Below are 23,383 nucleotides of genomic sequence, written 5' to 3'. Positions count from 1 at the left end.
TTCACGCATGGGATCGAGGACTATCTCGAACTCACAGCCCAAACCATTTCCACAAGCCGCTGAGGACTTCCATGGAAGCGCTTTCCAACTCTCTCGCCGCCGCCGACATCGCTACCATCATGCATCCTTACACCAACCTGCGTCAGCACGAAAAAGCCGGGCCGCTGATCATCAGCCGCGGCGACGGCATCCGTGTGTATGACGAACGCGGCAAGGAATATATCGAAGGGCTCGCCGGGCTCTGGTCGGTGGCCGTCGGCTTTTCGGAAAAGCGGTTGGCCGACGCTGCCTATCAGCAAATGCTGAAGCTGCCTTACTACCACATCTTCTCCTCCAAGGCGCATGAGCCGTCCATCCGGCTCGCGGAGAAACTCGTGGAGATGACGCCGGAAAACCTGACGCGTGTTTTCTTCACGTCGTCGGGCTCGGAAGCCAACGACACCATCGTCAAGATGGTGTGGTTCATGAACAACGCGCTGGGCCGGCCCAAAAAGAAGAAATTCCTGGCACGGACCAAGGGCTATCACGGCATCACCGTCGCCTCCGGCAGCCTAACGGGCCTGCCGATCAATCATCGCGACTTCGATCTGCCGGCGATTCCCGTTCGCCACCTGACCTGCCCGCACTTCTATCGTTTCGGCTTGGAAGGCGAAGACGAAGCCGCCTTCACGGCGCGTCTGCTCGCCGAGCTGGAAGCTGTGATCGCGGAAGAAGGGGCTGACACTATCGCAGCCTTCATAGGAGAGCCGCTTATGGCAGCCGGCGGCGTTCTGCCACCGCCGGTCGGGTACTGGGAAGGCGTGGAGAAAATCTGCCGGGCAAATGATATCATTCTGATAGCAGACGAGGTGATCTGTGGTTTCGGGCGGCTCGGCACGCCCTTTGGCTGCCAGAAATTCAGCTTCACGCCCGATATCATGACGCTTTCCAAGCAAATTACCTCCTCCTACATGCCGCTGGCCGCGGTGATGTTCTCGGAGGCGATCTATCAGGCGATCGCCGACAACACCGCAACGATCGGCAATTTCGGCCACGGCTTCACGGCGTCAGGTCATCCGGTTGCCACGGCGGTGGGTCTCGAAAACCTCGCCATCTTCGAGGAGCGGGACCTGATCGGAAACGCGGCCCGCCTTGAGACGTCGTTCCAGGCCGGCATCCGCTCATTCGCCGATCACCCGCTTGTCGGCGAAGCGCGGGGCACCGGTCTTATCGGCGCCGTTGAGCTGGTGGCAGACAAGGCGACGAAACGCCCCTTCGCCAAGGTTGGGTGCGCAGGGACTATCGCAGGAGGGATCGGCCACGAGGAAGGCCTCATCTTCCGCGCCATCGGCGACCAGCTCGCGCTCTGTCCGCCGATGATCTCGACAGAAGACGATGTGAAGGAAATCATGACGCGCATGGGCCGGACGCTTGAGCGTCTGACCGGTGCGGTCGCCAAGGAGGGACTTGAATGACCCGTATGAAAGCCGAACCGGTCGTCCATATCGACGACGAACGCTTCCGGGTCACCGAATGGCGCTTTGCCGCCGGGGCCGAGACCGGCTGGCACATCCATGGCTATGACTACGTCATCGTGCCGCTTACGGACGGCAAGCTCGGTCTCGAAGGCCCGGACGGCGCGCAATCGCAAGCCGCTCTCACCCAAGGGGTGCCCTATTCGCGGCGGACAGGTGTGGCTCACAACGTCATCAATGCCGGCAATGCGCCGCTCGCATTCCTGGAGGTTGAGGTCGTGGAGGCTGGCGACCTCACAGCCAGGCGGCTCGCCGTGCTCGACCGGTTCCTCGCGGCCTGGAACGCCCGCGACGTGGGCGCGCTGATGGACTGCATGGCTGAGAATTGCGCTTTCCACGGCTCGGCCGGCCCCGATGCCGAAGGGCGCAAGCATATGGGGCGTGACGCCGTGCGCGTCGCCTATGCAGCGCTGTTCGATGCCTTCCCGAAAGCCGTGTGGACCAGGGGACGACACGTCGTGACGGGCGACAACGGGCTTTCATCATGGCGCTTCGTCGGCACCACGGCAGCGGGGCAGCAAATCGAAGTCGACGGCTGCGATATCTTCGCTTTTTCGGGGGAGCTCATAGCGCTCAAGGATTCCTACCGCAAAGCGCGAGGGTAGCGAAAATCTGAATTCATCGGCAATGAGGGCGGTCCAAGCGGGCCGCCCTCCTTTTTTGTTCAAAGGCAAGATACTCAAAAGACGAAAGGCCCTGTCGTCCCAAAGCAACAGGGCCTTTCGCATATCAAGGGCGGGATTATCCGCCCCATCTTCTCCTACTTGAGCAAGGCTTCCATCGGTACCGGCTCGGAAATCGTCCAGTTGCCTACAACACCCGGCTTGCCGGCCTTGGTCTCGACGATCAGGTACCGCGTCTGGTTCTGGTGATGCAGTTCGGGCGTGAAGGTGCGAGGCCCGAACAGCGTCGGCTCATTCTTCATCTTTTCCAGTTCCGCGACGACCGCGTCGGCATCGGTCGTGCCTGCACGCTCGACCGCCTTGGCCCAGACGTCGACCATGACGTAACCCGGAAAAACATACTGGCTCGAGGGATCGGCGCCTGTCTTCTCCTTGTATGAGGCATTGAACTTCAACACGGCCGGATTGGGATCGTCGCCATAGATCGATCCCTGAACGGGGACGTAGAAGTTCGTCAGATCGGACACGGCCGAGAGCCAATAGCTACCGTCGACGCCCGAGCCGTTCAGGATCATGGAGTTGATACCCGCGGCGCGAAGCTGCTTGATGGCCGAGACAGCGCCCGGCATCATCGTGCAAAGCATGATCGCATCCGGCTCCTTCGGCAGAGACTTGATGCGGGTGATCTGCGCGGCGATGGAGGCGTCCTCGTTCTTGAAGGTGTCTTCACCGACAAGCTTGGCGCCCTGGGCTTCGAGCTTCGGCATCATCCAGTCGAAGCCGTCGCAGATGCCCTTGTTGTAGGCCGTCCAGGTATCGAGCAAACGGTAGAAATCCTTTGCGCCCTTTTCCTTGAATGCCCACTCGGCCATGGTCGCTCCCTGCACGGCCGCCAGCACCGACGCAGAGAAGCTGTGCGGGCCGACACCCTGGATACCGGCCTTGACCGATTCCGCGCACAGGAAGAAAGAGATATGGCCGGCGTCCTCGGCCGCGAGCGCAGCCGGCGATCCGAAGTCGTAGTCGCAGGAGACGACCACGAGATCGGCGTCCTGGTCGAGCACGGAGAGGCCCGCCTTGGCGCCTTCGGCCCGGTCGGACTTGGTGTCGGCCTTGACAACCTTGATCTGCTTTCCAAGCAGACCGCCAGCCGCATTGATCTCGTCGATGCGAATCAAGGCCGCCTCCTGGGCAGGCTTGTCATAGGCTTCCATGAAGCCCGACTCCGCAGTGGCGAAGCCGATGACGATAGTCTCGTCATCCGCCAGGGCCGGGTATGCGATGGACATCGAGGCCAGAGCGGTTGCGACAATTCTCATTTTGTATGTCATGCACGTCTCCTTTTTTGTTTTCCGGTCGGGCTTGTGCCGCCGGTCACTTGTTGCGACTGCTGCGGGGTAAGGTGAGCTCGCGGTTGCCCATGAGTCCGGACGGGCGAAGCGCGAGGATCACGATCATGATGACGCCGAGGGCTATTTCCTGAACCCCTTTCGGGAGGGCGAAAGTGGACTCGCCGAGCGATACGCCTGCCTCCAGCCAGCGCAGCGCCTGGATGAGGGCGGACAGCAGGACGACACCCACTACACCCCCCGACAGGCTGCCCATGCCGCCGACGACGAGCATGGAAAGGGTGATGAAGGTGAGACCGAGATAGAATGTATCGGGTGTGACCACGCCGATGGAATGAGCCATGAGCGCACCGCCCAGTCCCATCACCGCGCCTGATACGACGAACGCCACCAGTCTTTCCCTGGGAATGTCGACTCCGGAAGCCGCGGCGGCGGTGGGCTCATCGCGGGCAGCACGAAGGGCCAGGCCGGACCGGGAGATCGCGTGCGCCCAGGCGATGAAGATTGCGACCACGGCGCCGATGAGATACGGCCAGATCACGCGCACGATCGGAATGCCGACGACCGATGAGGTCGCTCCGGTCACGCTCTCCCAGTTGGAATAAATTGTGTTGATCATGGCGAGCATCGCGAAGGTCGCGATCGATGCTGCGATGCCCGATAGCCGCATCAGCACCCGCCCGAAAATGAGAGCGGCGAGGGCGGCGAACAACGCCGCCAGCACAGCCGATTGCCAGTACGGCAAACGGGTCGCCAGCAGCCATTCGGGCAGTCCCGGCAACGAACCGCGTTTCATCATCGGATTGATGGTGAGCCACGCGGCCGCGTAGGCGCCAAGGCAGGTGAAGCCGATATGCCCGAAGCTGAGAACGCCCGAATTTCCGATAAAGATGTACAGGCCCACGACGAGGATGACACGGACGAACACGTCGATCACCGTCTGGTTGAAGGGCCGCGATCCGGTCATCACCGTGATCAGCGCGATGGCCAGCAGCAGCAGAGAAAGCAGGACCGGCGTCAGGATTGTGCGGCGGGCAAGCGCGAAGCGGGCGGGCTTTCGCTCGGCAGCCGCGGCACCGGCAGCGGTAGAGTTGGCAAGGGAGGCGGCGACAGCCATGAAATCAGACCCTTTCCTTGGTGCCGCGCGCGGCAATGAGCCCTTGCGGGCGGAAGAGGAGAACGAGGATGACCGCTCCATAGACAAAGGCATCGCGGAATGGCCGGGCGTCGATGGGCAGCATGACCTGCATGATCACCGAGGCGGCACCCAGCAGGAAGCCGGCGAGCACGGCCCCCCCGAGGCTGCCGAGGCCGCCAATGACGGTGGCGATGAAGGCCATCAACATGATCGAGGCGCCCATCTGGATGTCCAGCGTGCCTGTCTGGGCGCCAAAGATCAGCGCAATGGCGGCGGCCAACGCGCCGGAGAGGGCGAACGCGCCCATGATAACCCGGTTCGCACGCACACCCAGCATGCGGGCCATCGAGAAGTTCTCGGCCGCCGCCCGCATCTCCAGGCCGAAGCGGGTTTGACGCAGGAACAGCGTCAGGCCGATCAGGATGACCATCGTAGTGACGATCGTTATGAGCTGGAGGAGGGGAAGCCGGGCACCAAGGATCTCCACCGGTTGGGACAGTTCGGGCAGCAGCGAGATCGATTTCGGCCGACTGGAGAAAAGCATGAGCAGGAAGTAGCGAATTACGAAACCGAGCGCGAAGGAGGCGATCATCATCGTTGCCGGATTTGCCTGGCGGAAACGCCTGAAGACGACGATTTCGCACAGCACTGACAGCCCGGCGCCGCAGAGGAGAACGAAGGGCACCAGCAGGTACCACGGCAATTGGCCAGCCAAGACGATGGCCATTGCGTCCGTAGATGGCCACAGCAGTGCGAAGACGCAGAAGGCGATGACGTCGCCATGCGCGAAGTTCACGAGCCGCATGACGCCGAAGATGAGGGCAATGCCGAGCGCTCCGAGCGCGTAGAGCGAACCAAGCGAGAGTGCGTCAAACAGGATCTGGAGCATCTCAATGGTCCTCGTAACCGAAATAAGCAGCCTGGATCGCCTCGCCGTTGCCGAGCGTCCGGGCGTCGCCATCGAGCACGATCTGTCCGCCACGCATCAGGATCATCCGCCCGCCCACCATCATCGCCCGGGCCGAGCTCTGCTCAACGATCAGGAGCGTGAGCTGGCGCTGCGCACGCAGCGCGATCAGCCGCTCGTAGACCTGGTCGTTGATGTTGGGGGCGAGGCCCAGCGAAGGCTCGTCGATGGCTACAAGCCGCGGATTGGTCATCAGCGCGCGTCCGATGACCAGCATTTGCTGCTGCCCGCCGGACAGCAATCCCGCCTGCCCGTGCCGCCTCTCTTTCAGCATCGGGAAGGTTGCGTAGACGGCCTCGAGCTCGTCGGCAGCTCGGCTGCGCCAGCCGCGTTCGCGGGCATGCATGCCAGTTCCGACCAGGAGGTTCTCTTCGGTCGTCAGCGAGCCGAAGACATCGCGCCCCTCCGGCACCATGGAGAATCCGAGCCGGGCGATGTTCTCCGGCGCCTGGCCGGTGATCTCATGACCTGCAAGATCGATTCGGCCGCCCGCAACCGGCGTAACACCGGCGATCGCGCGCAGCAGTGAAGACTTCCCGGCTCCGTTCGGGCCGGTGATGAACAGGATTTCTCCCTCGTCCATGGAGAAGGAGACATTGCGGACCGCCGTGAGACGGCTGTAGCGGATGGTGATATCGGAAAGGGCGAGCAGGCTCATTCCATCGCCTCCAGCACAGGCAGGTCGGTGTTCGCGGCCGTGCCCATATAGGCGTGGCGCACCTTCTCGCTGTCGCGGATCGCGGCAGGCGGGCCTTCCTCGATGATCGCTCCGGAATCGAGCACGACGATATGCTCGCAAAGGCCGAGCACCAGCCCGACATTGTGCTCGATGAGCAGGACACCGCAGCCGAGATCGGCGGCGATGTGTCTTATCAGGGCCGAAAGCTCCCGCGCCTCCAACGCGCTCATGCCAGCCGCGGGTTCGTCGAGCAGGATGTATGCGGGCCGTCCCATCAGGGCGCGGCCAATGGCGACGCGGCGCTCGTCCGTATATGGCAACGTCCCGGCGATGCGGGTGCCCAGCGCACCGATGCCTATCCAGTCGAGCATCGCTTCCGCTTCGGCGATGGCAGCGCGCCGGCTCATTCCCAGACCAACGCCGGTTACCTCCAGGTTGTCCAGCACAGGCAGGTCGCGGAAGAGCCGCCCACCCTGGAAGGTGCGGGCAATGCCGCGCCGCCGGACCTGATGCGGCTTGAGACCCGTGAGTGCTGCCCCGTCGAGCTTGATGGTGCCTTCCGTCGGTGCCTGGAAGCCGGTCAGCACGTTGACGAGCGTGGTCTTGCCGGCGCCATTCGGGCCGATGAGGCCACTGATGCGGCCGGGCGTGATTTGGAGATCTACCGATGACAGGGCCTTCAGCCCCGCAAACGATACCGAGACGTTCTCCGCGCTCAGATGACTCATGTCCCTTTCCTTCTTTTTACCGACGGAAAGGCGCGAAGCATCCAGCCTTGCGGCCAGTCACGTTGCAAATGTCTTCCCCTGTCGGTTCCGGCGGTCTCTAGCGGACTGCTCGGATGCCAAATTCACGCCGTTGCCCGGCGTCGTCTTGTCGTTTCGCGCACCGGATTTTGTCTTCCGCCACGCGCGGTCGGTTTTGGCCGACCGATCTCCTCGCCTCCGGCTCCTCTGCCGGCATTTTCCCGGCTGATGTCAGCCGGCCAGATGCCCTTCAGCACGCGCCAGCGCGGCGCGCTGTTCGGTTCGCGCGGCAAGCGCGTCTTCCAGCGTCACCGGAACGAAGCGCGCCGGGGTGTGCGGCTGGAGCTGGGCGATCAGGTCCATGTCGGCCGATATTACCACGCCCAGCATCATGTACCCGCCACCCGAAACTGCGTCCCGGTGAAGAACGATCGGCTCTGTGCCACTCGGCACCTGGACGGATCCATAAGGATAGCAGGCATCGACGATGTTCGAGGGGTCGGAGCCTGCACCGAAAGGCTGCTCGCGCTCAACGAACTCCAGCGCCGTTCCGCCACGGAAGCGATAGCCGATGCGGTCAGCTTCGGGCGCGACCTTCCAGGTTTCCTCAAAGAACCGGTTGCCGGCAGCTTCAGTGATCCGATGCCAGTACATGCCGGGCAGCATTCTGAGTTCCGCCAAACTACTCCGCGCGCGGCGCAGATTTGCAGGCAGCGAAAGACCGGCTTTGCCGGAACCTTCGCCGACGGGAAGCTCATCGCCCGCCTTCAGCGTGCGGCCCTGATGGCCGCCGAGTGCGCCCAGAATGTAAGTTGAGCGCGAACCGAGAACCACCGGTACGTCGATGCCGCCGGAGACGGCCAGATAAGCGCGCGCGCCGCCCTTGAGGAAGCCAAAGGAAAGCCGGTCACCCGCCTTCACCGGAAAACTTTCCCAGGCCGGCCGTTCCTCGCCATTAAGTTTGGGTGGGAGGTCTCCTCCCGTGACGGCGATGATTGCGGATTGGGTGAATTCGAGTTCGGGGCCCATGAAGGTGGCTTCGAGCACTGCAGCATCCGGATCGTTGCCGACAAGCAGGTTTGCGATGCGTGTGGCAAAGCGGTCCATGCCGCCGCCTTCGGGAATGCCAACATGATAGTGGCCTGGTCGGCCAAGGTCCTGCACGGAAGTGGAGAGGCCGGGAGAGATTACCTTAACGGCCATTGATAAGCTCCATCAGCTTTGCATTGGTGCCGTAAATATCGCTGTTGAAGTCCTTTAGGCTGAAGGTGCAATCGCGAACCGTCGGCTGCCACCGATTGGCTTCGATTTCCTCCAGCGTGGCGTCGTAGTCATCGCGGCCAATGGCCTTGAACTTGACGATGTCGCCTGGCTTGAACAGGCACATGTCATCGGAGAGGTAGCGCACCTTCCTGGTCGGGTCGTAGATCGGGGCCGGGGTTATGCCATACATCTGGTAGCCGCCAGCGCCGCGCACCGAATAGATCGCTGCAAAGCAGCCGCCATGGCCAATGGTGAGCTTGGGAGTGTCGGTGCGTGGACGCAAGTATTTCGGCGCCTGAATCTGTTTCTTGCGCTCAACCATCTGGTACAGGAAGGGCAGTCCAGCGACGAAGCCGACCATGGATACGAACCAGGGCTGGCCGGAATAGGCAGCGATAAACTCTTCCACCGTGGCGTAGCCGTTGATGCGTGCCGAATATTCAAGATCGGTGGAGGACGGGTCCTGATGGCGCTCGCGGAAGCGCAAGCAGGTTTCACGCGTCCACGGATCCTGGAAATAAACCGGCAGTTCGATGATCCGGGTCTTCAGCACCGGGTCCGCCTTTGAGGCCGCCTCTTCCATCGACTTCAGTTCGCTGAGCAAATCCTGGGGCTTGACGATGTCGGGGTTGAAGCGAATCTGGAAGCTGGCGTTGGCTGGGCAGATCTCGGTGACACCTCGGATGCCTGCCGTACGCACCGCGTTGGTCATCGAAAGGCCGGTAAAGAAGGAGGTGAGCGACATTTCCTCGGACACCTCGCCGAAGATATGTTCGTCACCGCCGAAGTTGAATCGTATCGACATCGATCCTCCTTAACCCGCCAATGCTGCGGCGTTTTCGATGAGCCAGCCTTCCAGCCAGCGGGTATGCACGTCTCCCGCCCGCACCGCCGGATCGGCGGCCAGCGCAAGAAACAGCGGCTTGGTGGTATTGAGCCCGCCGATCTTCAACTCGTTGAGCGCGCGGATCAGGCGCACTATCGCCGCCTCGCGCGTCTCTGCATGCACGATCAGCTTGGCAAGCAGCGAGTCATAAAAGGGCGGCACCTGATAGCCTTGGTAGAGCATGGAATCGAAGCGTACGCCGGGACCGCCGGGAATGCGAAGCTCGGCCACCTGCCCGGGGAATGGAGCGAACTCCTTCGCCGGGTCTTCGGCATTGAGCCGGACTTCGATCGCATGCCCCTTGACGGAGACATCGCCTTGCCGAATCCGCAGCTTCTCGCCGCCGGCGATGCGAAGCATCTCCGCAACGAGGTCGATGCCGGTGATCGCCTCGGTGACCGGGTGCTCAACCTGGATACGGGTGTTCATCTCGATGAAGTAAAAGCGATCTGCTTCATCGTCATAAAGATACTCCACCGTGCCGGCACCAGAGTATTTGACCGTCTTGGCCAAAGCGACCGCCGAAGCGCAGAGCTCCTCGCGCAGCCTGTCGGAAAGTGCGCGCGACGGCGCCTCCTCCCAAACCTTCTGGCGTCGCCGCTGCAGCGAGCACTCCCGCTCGTAGCAGTGGATGGCGTCGCTTCCGTCTGCCAGTACCTGCACTTCGATATGGCGGGCCTTGCCGATCACCTTTTCCATGTAGAGACCACCGTCGCCAAAGGCGGCGAGAGCTTCTGCTTCGGCCTGAGGAAAGGCTTGTTCGAACTCTGCGAGCGAGTTCGCAATGCGGATGCCCCGCCCGCCGCCGCCCGCCGCAGCCTTGATCATCACCGGAAAACCGGTTTCGGTCAGCACCTCGTGGCCAGCCTTGAGGCCCTCGACTCGGCCAGCCGAGCCAGGCACCACAGGGACACCTGCAGCGGCAGCGGCCGATCGCGCCGAGACCTTGTCTCCCATCATCCGGATCGCATCTCCCGACGGGCCGACGAAGACCAATCCAGCGCCTGTGACCGCGTCGGAAAACGCGGCATTCTCGGCAAGGAAACCATAGCCAGGATGAACGCTGTCGCAACCGGTGTCGCGGGCAGCCTTCAGAATTGCTTCGACGTTGAGATAGGACTTCTTTGCTGCCGGTGGGCCGATGTTGACCGCTTCGTCTGCAAGCTGGACGTGGAGCGATCCCGCGTCTGCGGCCGAGTACACCGCCACGGTGGCGATGCCCAGATCTTGTGCGGCCCGGATGATCCTGACCGCTATCTCGCCCCGGTTGGCAACCAGAAGCTTTTTCAGCATCAGTCGAGATCCGCAATAGGTGCGCCGGCCATGATGGGGTCCTCATTGTCGGCAATGAAGCGGATGTTCGTGCCGGCCGTCTCGGCCCTCACTTCGTGGAACGACTTCATCACTTCGATGAGACCGATTACGTCTCCGGCAGAAACCGCGTCGCCATCCGCCTTGTAGGGCGGCTGGTCTGGCGAAGCGCTCCGATAAAAAGTGCCGGGAAGAGGCGAAAGGATCTGGGCCATAAAAAGCTCCGGAAAACTGCTGACAGGCTAATTTGTAACCGCCTGCGCGGGCGGTTTCGGTCGACTTCAGTGCCAAGGGGCGATTGCAGTGCGCACGGCCCTGGCTATTTCGATGGCGTTCGGCGTATCGGAATGCACGCAGATGGTTTCGCAGCGCACAGGGAAGAGACTGCCGTCCTCTGCGGTGCCCTCACCCTCGCTGATGGCGCGCACGCAACGCTCGGCCATCTCTGCGGGGTCCTTAGCGTCATGAACGCGTGTCAGAATCAGCTTGCCAGAGGCATCGTAGTCGAGATCGGCATAGAACTCGGCGACGAATGGGATACCGCGCTCTTGATAGATCTCCTCGTGCAGGGTGCCCGTCATGCCGAAGAGGGGTACGCCGAAAACCTCTGCCGCGTCGCACACGCCATGGGCGATTGCCTCCTGCTGCATTGCCATGAAGTAAAGGCTGCCATGCGGCTTGATATGGTGGAGTTCCACACCCTCGGCCTTGAGGAATCCGGCAAGCGCTCCCACCTGGTAAATGATGGTGTTCCTGACTTCGTCGCGGGTCAGCCGCATCTCGCGCCGGCCGAAACCCTGAATGTCCGGCAAGCCTGGATGGGCGCCGATCTTTACGCCACTCGCCTTGGCGCTGCGGACGGCGGCGTGCATGTGATCCGGATCGGAAGCGTGAAAACCACAGGCGACATTGGCAACGTCGATGATCGGCATCATGCCCACATCATCACCAACCTTGTAGAGGCCAAAGCTTTCGCCCATGTCGCAGTTTAGCGTCACCGCCATCGCATTGTTACCCCTCGAAGCTGCCGTCTTTGCGGCGTTGCAGCATTTTTTGCGCATGCGCGGGCATTTGTGAAATAGTAGTTTATTGATTGTCATATCAAAAAAACAGATAATGGTTCTGGGCCGGAGCGCACCATGACCATCACCTTGAAACAGCTTGATTATTTTATCGCGACCGCCGAGAGCGGACAGGTCAGTCATGCCGCGGTGGAACTCAACATCTCACAATCGGCGGTCACTGCGGCGATAAAGACGCTTGAGGCTGACCTGGGCGTACGGCTTTTGGAGCGTAACCACGCTGGCGTAAGATTGACGATGGAGGGCGCGCGGTTTCTTGAACATGCGCGTGTTATCACCGGGGCCGTCGCGGCCGCCGTCCGAAGCCCGTTGCGCGATAGGAAAGGCCTGGCGGGCAAGCTGCGGCTGGGCATGACCTACACGGTCGTCGGCTACTACATGTCGCGCCACTACGCGCGGTTTCGAAAGACCTATCCCGAGATCGAGGTCGAGGTGCTGGAACTGCCCCGAGACGCTCTCGAAAGCGGCTTGATGTGCGGGGACATCGACATGGCCGTGATGCTGGTGTCCAACCTGGAGCACACCGAGGAATTGGCGCAGGAGGTCTTGATGCGGTCGAACCGCCGGCTCTGGCTTTCGGCTGATCATCATCTGCTCGCGCGGCAGGAAATCAGCCTCGCCGATGTGGCGGCGGAAGATTATGTCATGCTGACGGTGGATGAGGCACGCACGACGGCCGCCCGTTACTGGGATGCCGCGGGCCTCTCGCTCCGCGCCGTCCTTACCACCAGTTCGGTCGAGGCCGTGCGGTCGCTCGTGGCTGCCGGCATGGGGGTCACTGTCCTATCCGACATGGTTTATCGCCCCTGGTCCTTGGAGGGGCAGCGCATCGAAGTGCGCGGGCTTGTCGAGCCGATCCCCACTATGGATGTCGGCTTGGCCTGGTCGCGTGACAGACCAATCGACCCGGCGGCGGCGGCCTTCCGGGCCTTCATGTCCGTGACCATGGGCGGCGGCGGCTAACCGCCGGCCCGTCAGACAGACGCTCTACCTCAGGCTCGCTGGTTGGACAGCGGATGGTCGTGAAATAGTCCGCGACGATCGCGTCCTTCTGCTCATCGGTCCAGTCACCAGCCACGGGCGCCCGGCATGGTCGGCGGGGCAGGAGGGCTGGATCATGCCAGCAGCTGCGTCGGCACGCCGAGCATCGGACCGGCCTCGGCAAGCCGCGGGTCGAGCGTGTGTACCGTGGCGCCATGCTCCGACGCTGTCGCTAGATGCAGAGCATCGCCGGCGCGAGGTCCGAGCGTATGCTGATCGGCGAACTTCGCCGCCGCCCGGAAATGCCCGCCCGTCACTGGCAGCACGTTGAAGCTCTCGGCGATCAGCTTGTTGAACATGGCGAGCGCCGCCGCGCGCTGCTCCAGGTTGACCTGCCCGGTCCGCAGCTTGATAGCCATCGCCGAGGACATCTCGGTGATGGTCCAGTCGCTGATCAGAAGCGGGGTTCTTCAGCCCATTCCATCCTGCGAACCTACTGCCGTGACGGAGAACAAGCTGTCCTCCAAATTGCACGCTTCGCGATGCACGCCCCTGATCGCTCGCCAGCACAAAGCCCGTGAGTCTTTAGGAGATGTAATATGATGATCGATCAAACTTCCTGCGAACTCCGTGATGTACACAGTTGGACTAGTGACGGATCGTTGATCCCGGACTGGGTGTGCAGTCAGCGATGACTGTGTCCTCGCTGACCTCGGTAAGCGCTGCGCCACCGGTCGCCGCCTTCTCGTTGTCGACGAGATCCGCCTCGTTCCGCTTCACCGACATCGACATGGCGCAGCTCTGCGCGTCGAGCGGCGCCATCGCTTCCCGCCAGGAGGCGCCTGGGAGCGGCTTCCCACTGGCGAGCCACGCTACAGGCGTCGCGAGTTGGTTCCGCGCCCGCCGGCGCGGTCGTCCGGGCTGAACCATTGCGCGACCATGTTCAGCGTAGGATTTCCTGCATTCTCGAGCTGACGGTCTGAAGCGCCGAGAGATAGCGCGCTGCGAGCTCTTCGATCGGCTCGCTGCGGGCCGGCAACCCGAGATTGACGGCAGCGACGATGACACGGCGTGCCGTCACCAGGGGAACCGCGATGGAGCGGAGGCCGACCTCGACCTCTTGGTCGATGACGGCATAGCCTTCTGCCCGAACGCGAGCCAGCTCGGCCATGACCGCCTCGGGCTCCGTAAGCGTATGCGGGGTGCGACGGGGCAGGGGGACGGAACCGAGCCGCTCCCGCGCCTGGGCCTCGGGCAGGGCGGCGAGCAGCACACGGCCCATCGAGGTGCAATAGGCCGGCAGGCGCGAGCCGGGCATCAACGTGATCGACATCACCTTTCGCTGCGCCGCGCGGGCGACATAGACGATCTCGGCGCCATCGAGGATCGAGACCGAGGAGCTTTCCCCGATCTCGTCGGACAACTGGTCGAGCAACGGCTGCACGAGTTGCGGCAGCGGCATGGTGGCGAGGCAAGCCGTGCCCAGCCGCAGCACGCGCGGGGTCAGCGTGAAGAACTTCCCGTCATAATCGGCATAGCCGAGATGTGCGAGCGTCAGCAGGCACCGCCGTGTCGTCGCCCGATCTAGCCCGGTGGCCGCCGCGACCTTGGAGATCGACTGGCGCGGGTGGTTGGGGCTGAACGTCTCGATCACAGCCAGGCCCTTGGCGAGGCCGCCCATCAGGTCGCGTTCGGACACGGTCATGCTGCTTCTTACGTCAATGTTGAGCGATATGCGAACAAATGCATCATATCGCACAAGCTGAATGGACGGAAGCTCGGGCCGGGCCTATCCCTCGCTTTGCCGCAGGCGTTTTGTGCCACGGAACTGAGAGGAACTCGGATGGACAAGACAGTCGCAGACCCCGCCACGGCGGTGGCGGGGATCGGAGACGGCATGACCGTGATGATCGGAGGCTTTGGGGGGGCGGGTTCGCCCATCGAGTTGATCCACGCGCTCATCGACCGTTTCCGCACCACGGGGCACCCGAAGGACCTGACGATCATCAACAACAATGCGGGCAACGGCCATGTCGGCCTCGCCGCGCTGATCGGGGCCGGGATGGTGAAGAAGCTGATCTGCTCCTTCCCGCGCTCTGCTGATCCGGTGGTGTTCACCGATCTCTATCTGTCCGGGAAGATCGAGCTGGAGCTGGTGCCGCAGGGCACGCTTGCCGAGCGCATCCGCGCGGGTGGGGCAGGAATCCCGGCCTTCTATACGCCGACGTCCTACGGAACGGATCTCGCGAAGGGCAAGCCGGTCGCTGAATTCGACGGACGGTGCTATGTGCAGGAACGCTGGCTGAAGTGCGATGTAGCGCTCGTGAAGGCGGAGATTGCCGACGCCCATGGCAATCTCACCTATCGGGCGGCCGCGAGGAACTTCAATCCGCTGATGTGCATGGCGGCGGCGGAGACCGTCGTGCAGGCGACGCGGATCGTGCCGGCGGGAGGGATCGACCCCGAAATCGTCATCACCCCCGGCATCTTCGTCCAGAAGGTGGTCGCGGTCGCCCATCCGCGGCAGGAAGAAGATCTGAACCGCGCGAACGCCGTCTATCCAGAAATTGCCTGAGATGATTGTGAAGCTGACCAACAACCAGATCGCCTGGCGCGCCGCGCAGGACATTCAGGACGGCGCCTATGTCAATCTCGGCATCGGCTTTCCCGAGAAGGTGGCGCAGTATCAGCCGCCCGGTCGGGAGGCGATCTTTCACACCGAAAACGGCATCCTGAACTTCGGCGAGCCTCCGCCGAAAGACGAAGAGGACTGGGATCTAATCAATGCCGGCAAGAAGGCGGTGACGCTGAAGCCTGGCGCCGCGTTCTTCCACCACGCGGACAGCTTCGCCATGGTGCGGGGCGGCCATCTGGATGTGGCGATCCTCGGCGCCTATGAGGTAGCCGAGAGTGGCGACCTCGCCAACTGGTCGACAGGGCCAAATGGGGTGCCGGCGGTAGGCGGCGCGATGGACCTCGTCCATGGCGCCCGGCGCGTTGCGGTGATTACCGATCACGTGACGAAAGACGGCAAGCCGAAGCTTCTGAGGCGCTGCACCCTGCCTCTGACCGGCGTCGGCTGCGTGACGCGCGTCTATACCTCGCTTGCGGTGATCGACATCGAGGGCGGGCGCTTCGTCCTGCGCGAGAAGCTGCCCGCATTGTCCCTCGATGATCTGCAGTCCGTCACTGGCGCCGAATTGCTGGTGACCGGCACTGTTGCCGACCTGATCGTCCCGGAACTCTAGGATGACGGACGTTTCCATTTGCGACTATATCCGCACGCCGATCGGCCGCTTTGGCGGGGCACTCTCTTCGGTACGGGCCGACGATCTTGGCGCCATTCCGCTCAAGGCGTTGCTAGCGCGCAACGGCGGCGTCGATTGGGAGGCCGTGGACGATGTGATCTTCGGCTGCGCCAATCAGGCGGGCGAAGACAATCGCAACGTGGCGCGAGCATTTTGCAGCCAAGTGGAATCAATTGGCGTCGCAGAAATGCAGCTAAAACAAATAGATAGAGCGGGACGCCCAGTTCAATTTGAATGCATCCCGCTCTAGGCTCCGATCGCCGTAATGTTGCTCAGCAGCCTGTCCGCGACACAGGTCGATGCTCCAGCCGCCATGAGCATCTGCGGCAGGATCAACCATTCCAGCGTCCAGGCGGCGCCAGAGCGCTCCTGCTCGTGGACGAGCGCATGATGCATCCCCGAGAGCTGGACGGCGTTGTAGCGGGCGAGCGTCACCAGCATCTCGGCATCGATGGGATTGCGCTTGTGCGCCATGGCGGACGATGAACCGCCGCCCGCCAGTTGCAGCTCGTCGCCTGCCTGCGCCATCAGCGCAATGTCCTGCCCGAGCTTGCCGAGGCCGCCCGTCACAAGCGACAGCCAGTTGGCCAGCTCAGCGATGCGGTCGCGCTGGCTGTGCCATTGCGGCGCGTCGCCGAGGCTCAGCCGCTCGGCCACCGCGGCACGGACGGCGGCTCCCTTGTCTGCGAACTTCTCGAGTGTCCCGACGGCGCCGCCGAACTGGATGACGAGAACCGATCTTCGCATCGATTGAAGCCGCTCGTGGTGGCGCACGAGCGGTTCGCGCCAGCTTGTGACGCGGTCGGCTACGGAAATCGGGATCGCTGCCTGCATTCGGGTTCGGGCCATCAGCGGGCGATCGCCAAACCGATGACCGAGATCGGCAAAGGCGACCACCAGTGCCGAAAGCCGTTCTTCCAACAGGTCGATACAGGCGCGAATTCGCAGGATCATGGCCGTGTCGATCACGTCCTGGCTGGTCGCACCGAAATGCACATGCTCCGAATGCGGCTCTCCCACGGCATGCCTGATCTGCCGCACCAGCTCCGGCACCATGACGCCGTCGCGCGCTGTCGCGTCCCTCAGGGCCGGGATTTCCGGCTGGAAGTTGTCGAGGACGCGTCCGATTGCGCTTGCTGCAGCCGCGGGGACGATGCCGAGCGCACCCTCTGCGTCGGCGAGCGCTTTCTCGAATTGCAGCATCGTCGCAAGTTCGGCCTCGACGCCGAGCAGCGTCGCCATCTTCTCATCGCCGAGAAGCCCGGACAGGAGGGGACTGTCGAATGCTGCGATCATATGTCGAAGAAGACCGTCTCGTTCATGCCCTGAAGATGAATGTCGAACTTATAGATGTCGCCATCGCGCGGCGCGACCAGCGTTGACACGCGCTCTCTTTGCTCAATACGCATCAGGACGGGATCCTCGGCGTTGGCCGTTTCCTCGTCGCCGAAATACATGCGGGTGTGAAGGCCAATGTTGATGCCACGCGCGACGATCCAGACTGTCAAATGCGGCGCCATCTTGCGGCCGTCAAAAAAGGGCACGCGACCGGGTTTGATGGTCTCGAACATGCATTCGCCCGTCGTCATGTCGGTGGGCAGCCGGCCCCAGCCGGTAAAATTCGGGTCGGCGGAGCCACGCAGATCCGAGGGCGAATTGTAGATGCCGGCGGCGTCCGCCTGCCAGATCTCCACAAGCGCGTCTTTCAGCGGCGAGCCGGCGCCGTCGATCACCCGGATGTTGACCCTGATGCGCTCGCCCTTGGTCTTGTCGGCGACCATCGCGGCGCCAAGGTCGCGTTCATAGACGCCCGAGATGCCGACAAAGTTGGGCGTCAGCCCTATATGGACGTAAGGTCCCGCAGTCTGCGAGGCGCTTTCCTTCAGCCGGCTGAGACCCTGGACCATCAGCTGCCCTCGATGCGGTTTTCGAACGGCGTCGAGCGGCGGCCGCGCAGCACGATGTCGAATTTGTATGCCCGCGCATCCATCGGCATCGTTGCCTCCATGTCGAGCGCGGCGGTGAGGCCTTCAATAGCGCGGCGGTCGTTGATGGTCCGCACGATCGGGCACCTCCAGATCATCGGGTCGCCCTCGAAATACATCTGGGTGATCAAGCGCTGCGCGAAGCCGTGCCCGAAGATCGAGAAATGGATGTGGGCTGGGCGCCAGTCGTTGGGTCCGTTGGGCCAGGGATATGGCCCCGGCTGGACCGTGCGGAAACAATAGGAGCCATCCTCGCCGGTGATGGTGCGGCCGCAGCCGCCGAAGTTCGGATCGAGCGGCGCGAGATAGGTTTCCTTCTTGTGTCGGTAGCGTCCGCCTGCGTTGGCCTGCCATATCTCCAGCAGCGCACCGGCGACGCCGATGCCGCGCTCATCGAGTACGCGGCCATAGACGAGGATGCGCGGCCCGATCGCGCTTTCGCCCGGCCCGGCAAAATTGTATATGAGGTCATTGTCCAGCTCACCGAGAATATTGTGGCCGAAGACCGGCCCCGTAAGCTCCGACAGGGTGTTGTCGAGGGAAAGAAGCGGCCGTTGCGGCGAGCGCAGCACCGAAGTCTTGTAGGCTGGCGTGAAAGCCGGCGGATGCCAGTTGCGGTCGCGCTGAAAGAAGGCGCCGATTTCCGGCGTGCGGTTGGCGGGAAAGCGCGACTTGGTCATGATTTGCCGGCTTGAGCATCCATTTCGTCGAACGTCTTCCTGGCGATCTTCATCGCGTGATTTGCCGCCGGCACGCCGGCATAGATTGCCACATGCAGTAGCGCCTCGCGTATGTCGTCGCGCGTCGCTCCGGTATTGACGCTGGCGCGGATATGCATCGCGACTTCTTCATCCTGCTTCAGCGCGGCGAGCAGCGCGATGGTGATCATAGAACGCTCGCGCTTGGTGATGTTCGGCCGCGACCAGACGTGGCTCCATGCAGCCTCCGTGATCAGTTCCTGGAAAGGAATGTCAAATTCGGTCTTGGCCGCCTCTGCGCGGTCGACATGGGCGTCACCCAGCACCGAACGGCGCGTCGTCATCCCTTCGACGTATCGGGCGCCGTGTTGTTGCTTGCTCATTTGCGCTCTCTTCGCATGTCGGTCAGGAAGCCACGGATCAGCCCGGCGAGCCTTTCCGGCTGCTCGACGCATGGGATATGGCCCGCACCGGCGATGACTTCGAAGCCTGCGGCGGGGATCGATCGGGCCAGCGCTTCCACCAGTTCAGGCGGCGTCGATCCGTCCTGATCGCCGACAATGCAGAGTGTCGGCACTTTGATCGCGGCGGTCGTGGCGGTGAAATCGGCGTCGCGGATAGCCGCGCAGGCAGCAGCGTAGCCGGCCGGATCCTGGCGCGTTAGCATCGTTTTATAACCCGCCAGTTCCTCGCTGCGATTCTTATGGAAATCCGGCGTGAACCATTTTTGCATCACGTCGTCGGCAAAGCTCGCAATGCCCTCCGACAGCATCGCGTTGATGCGCCCGTTCCACATCTCGGCCGTGCCGATCTTGGCTGCCGTATCGCAAAGGATCAACCCCTCGATCAAATCCGGCCGCGTCTTGTAAAGGCATTGCGCAATGACGCCGCCGATCGAAAGCCCGCAGATCACCGCGCGCCTTACGCCAAGATGGTCGAGCAGCCCTGCAAGGTCTCTCGCATGGGTCTCGATTGTTTGCGGCGCGTCACCCAGCTCGCTCAGACCGTGTCCGCGCTTGTCAAACGCAACGAACGTGCAGTCGTCGGCGAGCCTTCGCTCGACCTCGTTCCAGATGCGCATATCCGTGCCGAGCGAGTTCGCGAAGACGACCGTCGGCCTGCCTGCTGCGGGACGATGCCGATAGTGGATCGTCGCGCCGTTGATGCAAGCAAAGTTCATAGCGGTCATATCTTTGGCATTCCTTTGGGCCGCATCAATCGTTTTTGCGCGGCGATGCGGAATGGTGCGTTCGGCGCACCATATCCTGCATACGCGCCGCGCCGTTCAACAAACTCGATAATGAACCCCTCTCCGAATGTCGGCGCATAGAGCTGAAAAAATTCGCCGTTGTCGTCGCGGTCATAAAGAATATTGGCTGAGCGCAACCGATCGGCGACCTCCGGATCCAAACCGAAGCGCGGCTCTACGTCGTCGTAGTAGTTCATCGATATCTGAAGCGGTTCGAAGCCGTTGGCCTGCAGCTTCGCCGCCGTCGCAAAGATGTCATCGGTCGCGAGTGCGAAATGCTGGACGCCGGAACCAAAGGTTTCGGCGATGAAATGGCCAGCCAGGGTGCGGTGACTCTCGGCGCCGTTCAGCGTGAGGCGGAAGCGCTTGTCCAGACCTTCGATCACCTGGCTGCGCACGAGGCCGGCCGGATCGACGATGTCGACCATAGGGGTCTTGGTCGTCCTGAAGATCGAGACATAGAACAGCAGCCAGCTCGGCATCTCCTCCTGTGCCATGGTCTGCCCGACATGATCGATGCGGGTGAGGCCGACGCCATTGCCGGAACTTGTCGGCATGACCGGCGTGAACTCTATGTCCCAGACCTTCGCCAGGTCGGTCTTGGCGTCGAGGAAGTAGATCAGTCCGCCACCGACGCCGCGGATCGCCGGGATCGACAGCTCGCCAGGGCCGACCCGCTGGTGAAAGATCTCCGCGCCCAGCGCCTCGGCGCGCGCAACCGTGGCGGCGGCGTCCTCGACCTTCAGGCCCATCGCATATGCCGATGTGCCATGGACAACAAAGGAAGAATGGGCGAAGCCCTGCCGCTCCGTATTGATGACAATATTGATCTCGCCCTGGCGGTAGAGCGTGACGTCCTTCGAGACGTGTCGACCGGCCTCGACAAAGCCGAGCATGCGCAACAGCGATCCAAGCTGTCCGGCGTCCTGGCGATCGGCCGCGAACTCGATGAACTCGACCCCTCCAACCCAGATGCGGTCGGGCATGGGCGGGATAGCCACGTCAAGTGCCGGTTCTTCACGCCGCACCTGATCCATCAACCACACGAGCGAACGCCGTCCGTCGACGGAGATCGCCTTTGCCGACCCGCCACGGAACTGGTCGTTGAAAATCTCGAGCGACAGATAGCCATCATAACCGGTTGCTGCGACCGCCTGCATGAACTGTCGCACCGGCAGATCGCCTTCGCCTGGCATGTTGCGGAAGTGCCGGCTCCAATAGAGCAAGTCCATTTCGATCAACGGCGCGTCGGCGAGTTGGACAATGAAGATCTTGTCGGCGGGTATCGAACGGATGGAGCCGAGTTCAATCCTGCGGGCTAGCGTGTGGAAAGAATCGAGAACCAGCCCGATGTTCGGATGCGCAGTCCTGCGCACGATTTCCCACGCATCGCGATGATCGTTGACGTGACGCCCCCAGGCCAATGCCTCGTAGCCGACGCGCAGGCCGCGCTTGGCGGCGCGCTCGCCAAGCTCGTGAAAGTCCATGGCCGCCCGGTCGATCCCGCCAAGCGAGACCGGCGATACCGACGAGCATACCAGCATCAGGTCGGTGCCGAGTTCCTGCATGACGTCGAACTTGCGCTCGGCACGGTCGAAGGCGCGGCTACGCTGGGGCTCCGGCAAACCCTCGAAGTCCCTGAACGGCTGGAAGAGCGTTATGGTCAAACCTGCGTCATCAGCCATTCGGCCGACGTCGCGCGGTGAGCCGTCAAAGGCGAGGAAATCGTTCTCGAAGATTTCAACACCGTCGAAGCCCGCGGCGGAAATTGCCGCGAATTTCTCCGCCAGGTCACCGGCGATCGACACCGTCGCGATCGAAGTCTTCAAACGCGCCTCCTCCCTGGTTGTTATGAACGAACCAGTTCGTACATAATTAAGGCAACGCTGGCAGCACCGCAAGTTTTGGCGCGCTCAGCGTTCTGCGGGAGCTTCGTCCTTCGCGACAAAGCGCAACAGCATCTCCACGCTGTTGCGCTTGAGCCGCTCGAGTTGTGCCGGAGCGCCAAAGTCGCGTCCGAAGATCATCGAAAAGGTGGCGCGGTTGGAAACGTTGAAGAAGCACAGCGCGCTTACCTGCCAATGGAGTTCGACCGCGTCGAGCCCCGGCCGGAAGACCCCCTCTTCGACACCGCGTGAATAGATGCGAGAGATATGGTCGATCGCAGTCACGTTCAGTTCGCGGATCGCATCCGATTGTTCGAGATATTGGCCGTGATGGATGTTCTCGATCATCACCATGCGGATGAATTCCTCGTGTCGGTGATGGTGGTCGAACGTGAACTCCACTAGGCGCGTTAGTGCCGCCACGGGGGGCAAACCTTCGATATCGAGTTGGGCCTCGCCCTCGCGCACCTGGCGATACGCGTTCTCGAGCGCGCGCAGGTAGAGGCCCTCTTTGTCGCCGAAGTAGTAGTAGATCATGCGCTTGCTGAAGCGTGTGCGCGCCGCAATCTCGTCTATGCGCGCGCCCGACAAGCCGTTCAGGGCAAACTCCTTGGAGGCGATCTCCAGGATGTTGCGGCGCGTGCCCTCAGGGTCCTGGATACGCGTCGTGCTCGCGTTCGGCTTCGTCTTTCGTTCCTTCTTGATAACGGCCATGCAGTTTGAGTTCCCGCCCCGGCGCCAGCCGGCAATTGACTAAACTAACCAGTTAGTACATCATTCGCAAATCGCGACGGACTTATTTACCGGCGCGTTTGACGTGAACACAAGGGCGATCCAAGAATTGCCGCATTTGGGCCAGGAGGCGGCCCGCACAGGGAGGAATCTCGGGAGATGGGCGACAGCCTTGTCGACCTCCTTTGCCGTCTTGCGGACGAGCACAAGAGCGCTGCTAGCGGCGACAGCGAAAAGGTCGTGATTGGCCTTGTCGGACGCGGCATTCAGTCCTCGCGCACTCCCGGCATGCATGAGCGTGAAGCCCGGCGCCTTGGCATCGGCTATTCGTACCTTTTGCTCGATTTCGACAGGCTCGGATTTCCGGACGCGGCGATCGGCGACTTGATCGCGGCGGCGCAAATTGCGGGCTTTCAGGGCCTCAACGTCACTCATCCGTTTAAACAGGCTGTTATTCCCGTCCTCGATGCGCTGTCGCCAGAAGCGCGCGCGATAGGCGCGGTGAATACGATCGTGTTCGCTGGCGGACGCAAGGAAGGCCACAACACCGACGGCTGGGGTTTCGCGGAGAGTTTTCGCGAAGCGATGACAGGCGCATCGATGGGCAGTGTCGCCATGTTCGGCGCCGGCGGAGCGGGCGCCGCAGTCGCAAACGCGCTGATGGAGATGGGCGTTGGCCGGCTGTTCGTCGTCGACAGCCAACCCGATCGCGCCTCGGATCTTGCGTCGCGCATGGGCGCCTTGTTCGGCGGCCGCGTCGAGGCGTGGCCGGACCCGGCCGCAGCGGTGCGCATGGCAAACGGCATCGTCAACACGACCCCGGTGGGCATGGCGAAATACCCCGGAACACCGTTCGACACGGCTCTTCTGACGGCCGAAAAATGGGTCGCCGACATAGTCTATTTTCCGATGGAAACGGAGTTGTTGATCGCGGCCCGTAAGATCGGCTGCAGAACGCTGCCGGGCATCGGCATGGCGATCTATCA

26 protein-coding genes and 1 pseudogene are annotated in these 23,383 nt (G+C 62.4%); 7 read left to right on the top strand and 20 right to left on the bottom strand.

Annotated elements, in window-relative coordinates:
- Positions 1-71: 71 nt before the first annotated feature.
- Entirely contained in the window at positions 72-1,454 is a 1,383-nt protein-coding gene (locus EOB36_RS07630) for an aspartate aminotransferase family protein (RefSeq protein ID WP_128284595.1), read from the top strand.
- Complete coding sequence (locus EOB36_RS07625) at positions 1,451-2,119, top strand: nuclear transport factor 2 family protein (RefSeq protein WP_128284594.1); 669 nt, start codon at positions 1,451-1,453, stop codon at positions 2,117-2,119. The genes EOB36_RS07630 and EOB36_RS07625 overlap by 4 nt, the downstream gene beginning before the upstream one ends.
- A gap of 155 nt (positions 2,120-2,274) precedes the next feature.
- Here the strand turns inward: EOB36_RS07625 and EOB36_RS07620 are convergent, their stop codons facing one another.
- The 10 genes from EOB36_RS07620 to EOB36_RS07575 form a co-directional block, all read right to left on the bottom strand.
- The gene (locus EOB36_RS07620) at positions 2,275-3,468 is read right to left on the bottom strand and encodes an ABC transporter substrate-binding protein (protein WP_126103561.1); all 1,194 of its coding nucleotides are present in this window, start codon (positions 3,466-3,468) and stop codon (positions 2,275-2,277) included.
- 43 nt (positions 3,469-3,511) lie between these two features.
- Positions 3,512-4,603, bottom strand: a complete 1,092-nt coding sequence (locus tag EOB36_RS07615) for a branched-chain amino acid ABC transporter permease (RefSeq protein WP_127203905.1) — start codon at positions 4,601-4,603, stop codon at positions 3,512-3,514.
- Positions 4,604-4,607: 4 nt separating this feature from the next.
- Positions 4,608-5,513, bottom strand: a complete 906-nt coding sequence (locus EOB36_RS07610) for a branched-chain amino acid ABC transporter permease (RefSeq protein WP_128284593.1) — start codon at positions 5,511-5,513, stop codon at positions 4,608-4,610.
- Position 5,514: 1 nt separating this feature from the next.
- On the bottom strand, positions 5,515-6,249 hold the full coding sequence (locus EOB36_RS07605) for an ABC transporter ATP-binding protein (protein ID WP_027036290.1): 735 nt from the start codon (positions 6,247-6,249) through the stop codon (positions 5,515-5,517).
- Positions 6,246-6,998 (bottom strand): ABC transporter ATP-binding protein, encoded by a 753-nt coding sequence (locus EOB36_RS07600; RefSeq protein ID WP_095483665.1) that lies wholly within the window; start codon positions 6,996-6,998, stop codon positions 6,246-6,248. The genes EOB36_RS07605 and EOB36_RS07600 overlap by 4 nt, the downstream gene beginning before the upstream one ends.
- Before the next feature lie 249 nt (positions 6,999-7,247).
- On the bottom strand, positions 7,248-8,219 hold the full coding sequence (locus EOB36_RS07595; protein WP_128284592.1) for a biotin-dependent carboxyltransferase family protein: 972 nt from the start codon (positions 8,217-8,219) through the stop codon (positions 7,248-7,250).
- Complete coding sequence (locus tag EOB36_RS07590; RefSeq protein ID WP_095483667.1) at positions 8,209-9,084, bottom strand: carboxyltransferase domain-containing protein; 876 nt, start codon at positions 9,082-9,084, stop codon at positions 8,209-8,211. The genes EOB36_RS07595 and EOB36_RS07590 overlap by 11 nt, the downstream gene beginning before the upstream one ends.
- Before the next feature lie 9 nt (positions 9,085-9,093).
- Complete coding sequence (locus EOB36_RS07585; protein ID WP_128284591.1) at positions 9,094-10,458, bottom strand: acetyl-CoA carboxylase biotin carboxylase subunit; 1,365 nt, start codon at positions 10,456-10,458, stop codon at positions 9,094-9,096.
- A complete protein-coding gene (locus EOB36_RS07580) occupies positions 10,458-10,691 on the bottom strand; it encodes an acetyl-CoA carboxylase (protein ID WP_013533152.1) in 234 nt (77 codons plus the stop codon). The genes EOB36_RS07585 and EOB36_RS07580 overlap by 1 nt, the downstream gene beginning before the upstream one ends.
- A gap of 66 nt (positions 10,692-10,757) precedes the next feature.
- Entirely contained in the window at positions 10,758-11,480 is a 723-nt protein-coding gene (locus tag EOB36_RS07575) for a LamB/YcsF family protein (protein WP_128284611.1), read from the bottom strand.
- A gap of 135 nt (positions 11,481-11,615) precedes the next feature.
- Here EOB36_RS07575 and EOB36_RS07570 point away from each other — a divergent pair, with 135 nt between their 5' ends.
- On the top strand, positions 11,616-12,521 hold the full coding sequence (locus EOB36_RS07570; protein ID WP_095483669.1) for a LysR family transcriptional regulator: 906 nt from the start codon (positions 11,616-11,618) through the stop codon (positions 12,519-12,521).
- Positions 12,522-12,673: 152 nt separating this feature from the next.
- Here EOB36_RS07570 and EOB36_RS07565 read toward each other — a convergent pair.
- The 3 genes and pseudogenes from EOB36_RS07565 to EOB36_RS07555 form a co-directional block, all read right to left on the bottom strand.
- A pseudogene (locus EOB36_RS07565) lies at positions 12,674-13,000 on the bottom strand (type II toxin-antitoxin system VapC family toxin); the annotation flags it as partial.
- 187 nt (positions 13,001-13,187) lie between these two features.
- On the bottom strand, positions 13,188-13,361 hold the full coding sequence (locus EOB36_RS34925; protein ID WP_245467655.1) for a hypothetical protein: 174 nt from the start codon (positions 13,359-13,361) through the stop codon (positions 13,188-13,190).
- A gap of 121 nt (positions 13,362-13,482) precedes the next feature.
- Positions 13,483-14,244 (bottom strand): IclR family transcriptional regulator C-terminal domain-containing protein, encoded by a 762-nt coding sequence (locus tag EOB36_RS07555; protein ID WP_095483671.1) that lies wholly within the window; start codon positions 14,242-14,244, stop codon positions 13,483-13,485.
- Between the two features lie 138 nt (positions 14,245-14,382).
- Here EOB36_RS07555 and EOB36_RS07550 point away from each other — a divergent pair, with 138 nt between their 5' ends.
- Genes EOB36_RS07550 through EOB36_RS07540 form a run of 3 tightly spaced genes read left to right on the top strand, consistent with a single transcriptional unit; the run spans position 14,383 to position 16,097 of the window.
- Entirely contained in the window at positions 14,383-15,114 is a 732-nt protein-coding gene (locus EOB36_RS07550) for a 3-oxoacid CoA-transferase subunit A (protein WP_095483672.1), read from the top strand.
- Between the two features lies 1 nt (position 15,115).
- On the top strand, positions 15,116-15,787 hold the full coding sequence (locus tag EOB36_RS07545) for a 3-oxoacid CoA-transferase subunit B (protein WP_128284589.1): 672 nt from the start codon (positions 15,116-15,118) through the stop codon (positions 15,785-15,787).
- Position 15,788: 1 nt separating this feature from the next.
- Positions 15,789-16,097 (top strand): hypothetical protein, encoded by a 309-nt coding sequence (locus EOB36_RS07540; RefSeq protein WP_206637145.1) that lies wholly within the window; start codon positions 15,789-15,791, stop codon positions 16,095-16,097.
- On the opposite strand, the gene EOB36_RS07535 is transcribed toward EOB36_RS07540, so the two are convergent.
- The 7 genes from EOB36_RS07535 to EOB36_RS07505 all read right to left on the bottom strand — a co-directional run bounded on the left by EOB36_RS07535 (position 16,094) and on the right by EOB36_RS07505 (position 22,379).
- Positions 16,094-17,143, bottom strand: coding sequence for a 3-carboxy-cis,cis-muconate cycloisomerase (locus tag EOB36_RS07535; protein ID WP_095483674.1), 1,050 nt, complete (start codon positions 17,141-17,143; stop codon positions 16,094-16,096). The two genes, EOB36_RS07540 and EOB36_RS07535, sit on opposite strands and share 4 nt — an antisense overlap.
- Positions 17,140-17,754 carry a protocatechuate 3,4-dioxygenase subunit alpha gene (pcaG, locus tag EOB36_RS07530; RefSeq protein WP_095483675.1) on the bottom strand — a complete coding sequence of 205 codons (615 nt, stop codon included), beginning with the start codon at positions 17,752-17,754 and terminating at the stop codon, positions 17,140-17,142. Before pcaG ends, EOB36_RS07535 begins: the two co-directional genes overlap by 4 nt.
- Positions 17,754-18,512, bottom strand: a complete 759-nt coding sequence (gene pcaH, locus EOB36_RS07525) for a protocatechuate 3,4-dioxygenase subunit beta (protein ID WP_095483676.1) — start codon at positions 18,510-18,512, stop codon at positions 17,754-17,756. The genes pcaG and pcaH overlap by 1 nt, the downstream gene beginning before the upstream one ends.
- A complete protein-coding gene (pcaC, locus tag EOB36_RS07520; protein ID WP_095483677.1) occupies positions 18,509-18,913 on the bottom strand; it encodes a 4-carboxymuconolactone decarboxylase in 405 nt (134 codons plus the stop codon). The genes pcaH and pcaC overlap by 4 nt, the downstream gene beginning before the upstream one ends.
- Positions 18,910-19,710 (bottom strand): 3-oxoadipate enol-lactonase, encoded by an 801-nt coding sequence (gene pcaD / locus EOB36_RS07515; protein WP_128284610.1) that lies wholly within the window; start codon positions 19,708-19,710, stop codon positions 18,910-18,912. The genes pcaC and pcaD overlap by 4 nt, the downstream gene beginning before the upstream one ends.
- A 5-nt stretch (positions 19,711-19,715) precedes the next feature.
- On the bottom strand, positions 19,716-21,608 hold the full coding sequence (locus EOB36_RS07510) for a sugar phosphate isomerase/epimerase and 4-hydroxyphenylpyruvate domain-containing protein (RefSeq protein WP_128284588.1): 1,893 nt from the start codon (positions 21,606-21,608) through the stop codon (positions 19,716-19,718).
- An 84-nt stretch (positions 21,609-21,692) separates the two neighbouring features.
- On the bottom strand, positions 21,693-22,379 hold the full coding sequence (locus EOB36_RS07505; protein ID WP_128284587.1) for a TetR/AcrR family transcriptional regulator: 687 nt from the start codon (positions 22,377-22,379) through the stop codon (positions 21,693-21,695).
- 177 nt (positions 22,380-22,556) lie between these two features.
- On the opposite strand from EOB36_RS07505, the gene EOB36_RS07500 reads away from it, so the two are divergent.
- Positions 22,557-23,383, top strand: an 827-nt coding sequence (locus tag EOB36_RS07500) for a shikimate dehydrogenase (RefSeq protein ID WP_128284586.1), incomplete at its 3' end; no start/stop codon positions are given.

This window comes from Mesorhizobium sp. M6A.T.Cr.TU.017.01.1.1, from assembly GCF_004023115.1.
Taxonomy (GTDB): domain Bacteria; phylum Pseudomonadota; class Alphaproteobacteria; order Rhizobiales; family Rhizobiaceae; genus Mesorhizobium; species Mesorhizobium mediterraneum.
The sequence above is the reverse complement of the archived record's forward strand: the minus strand, read 5'-3'. Positions and strand labels throughout refer to the sequence as shown.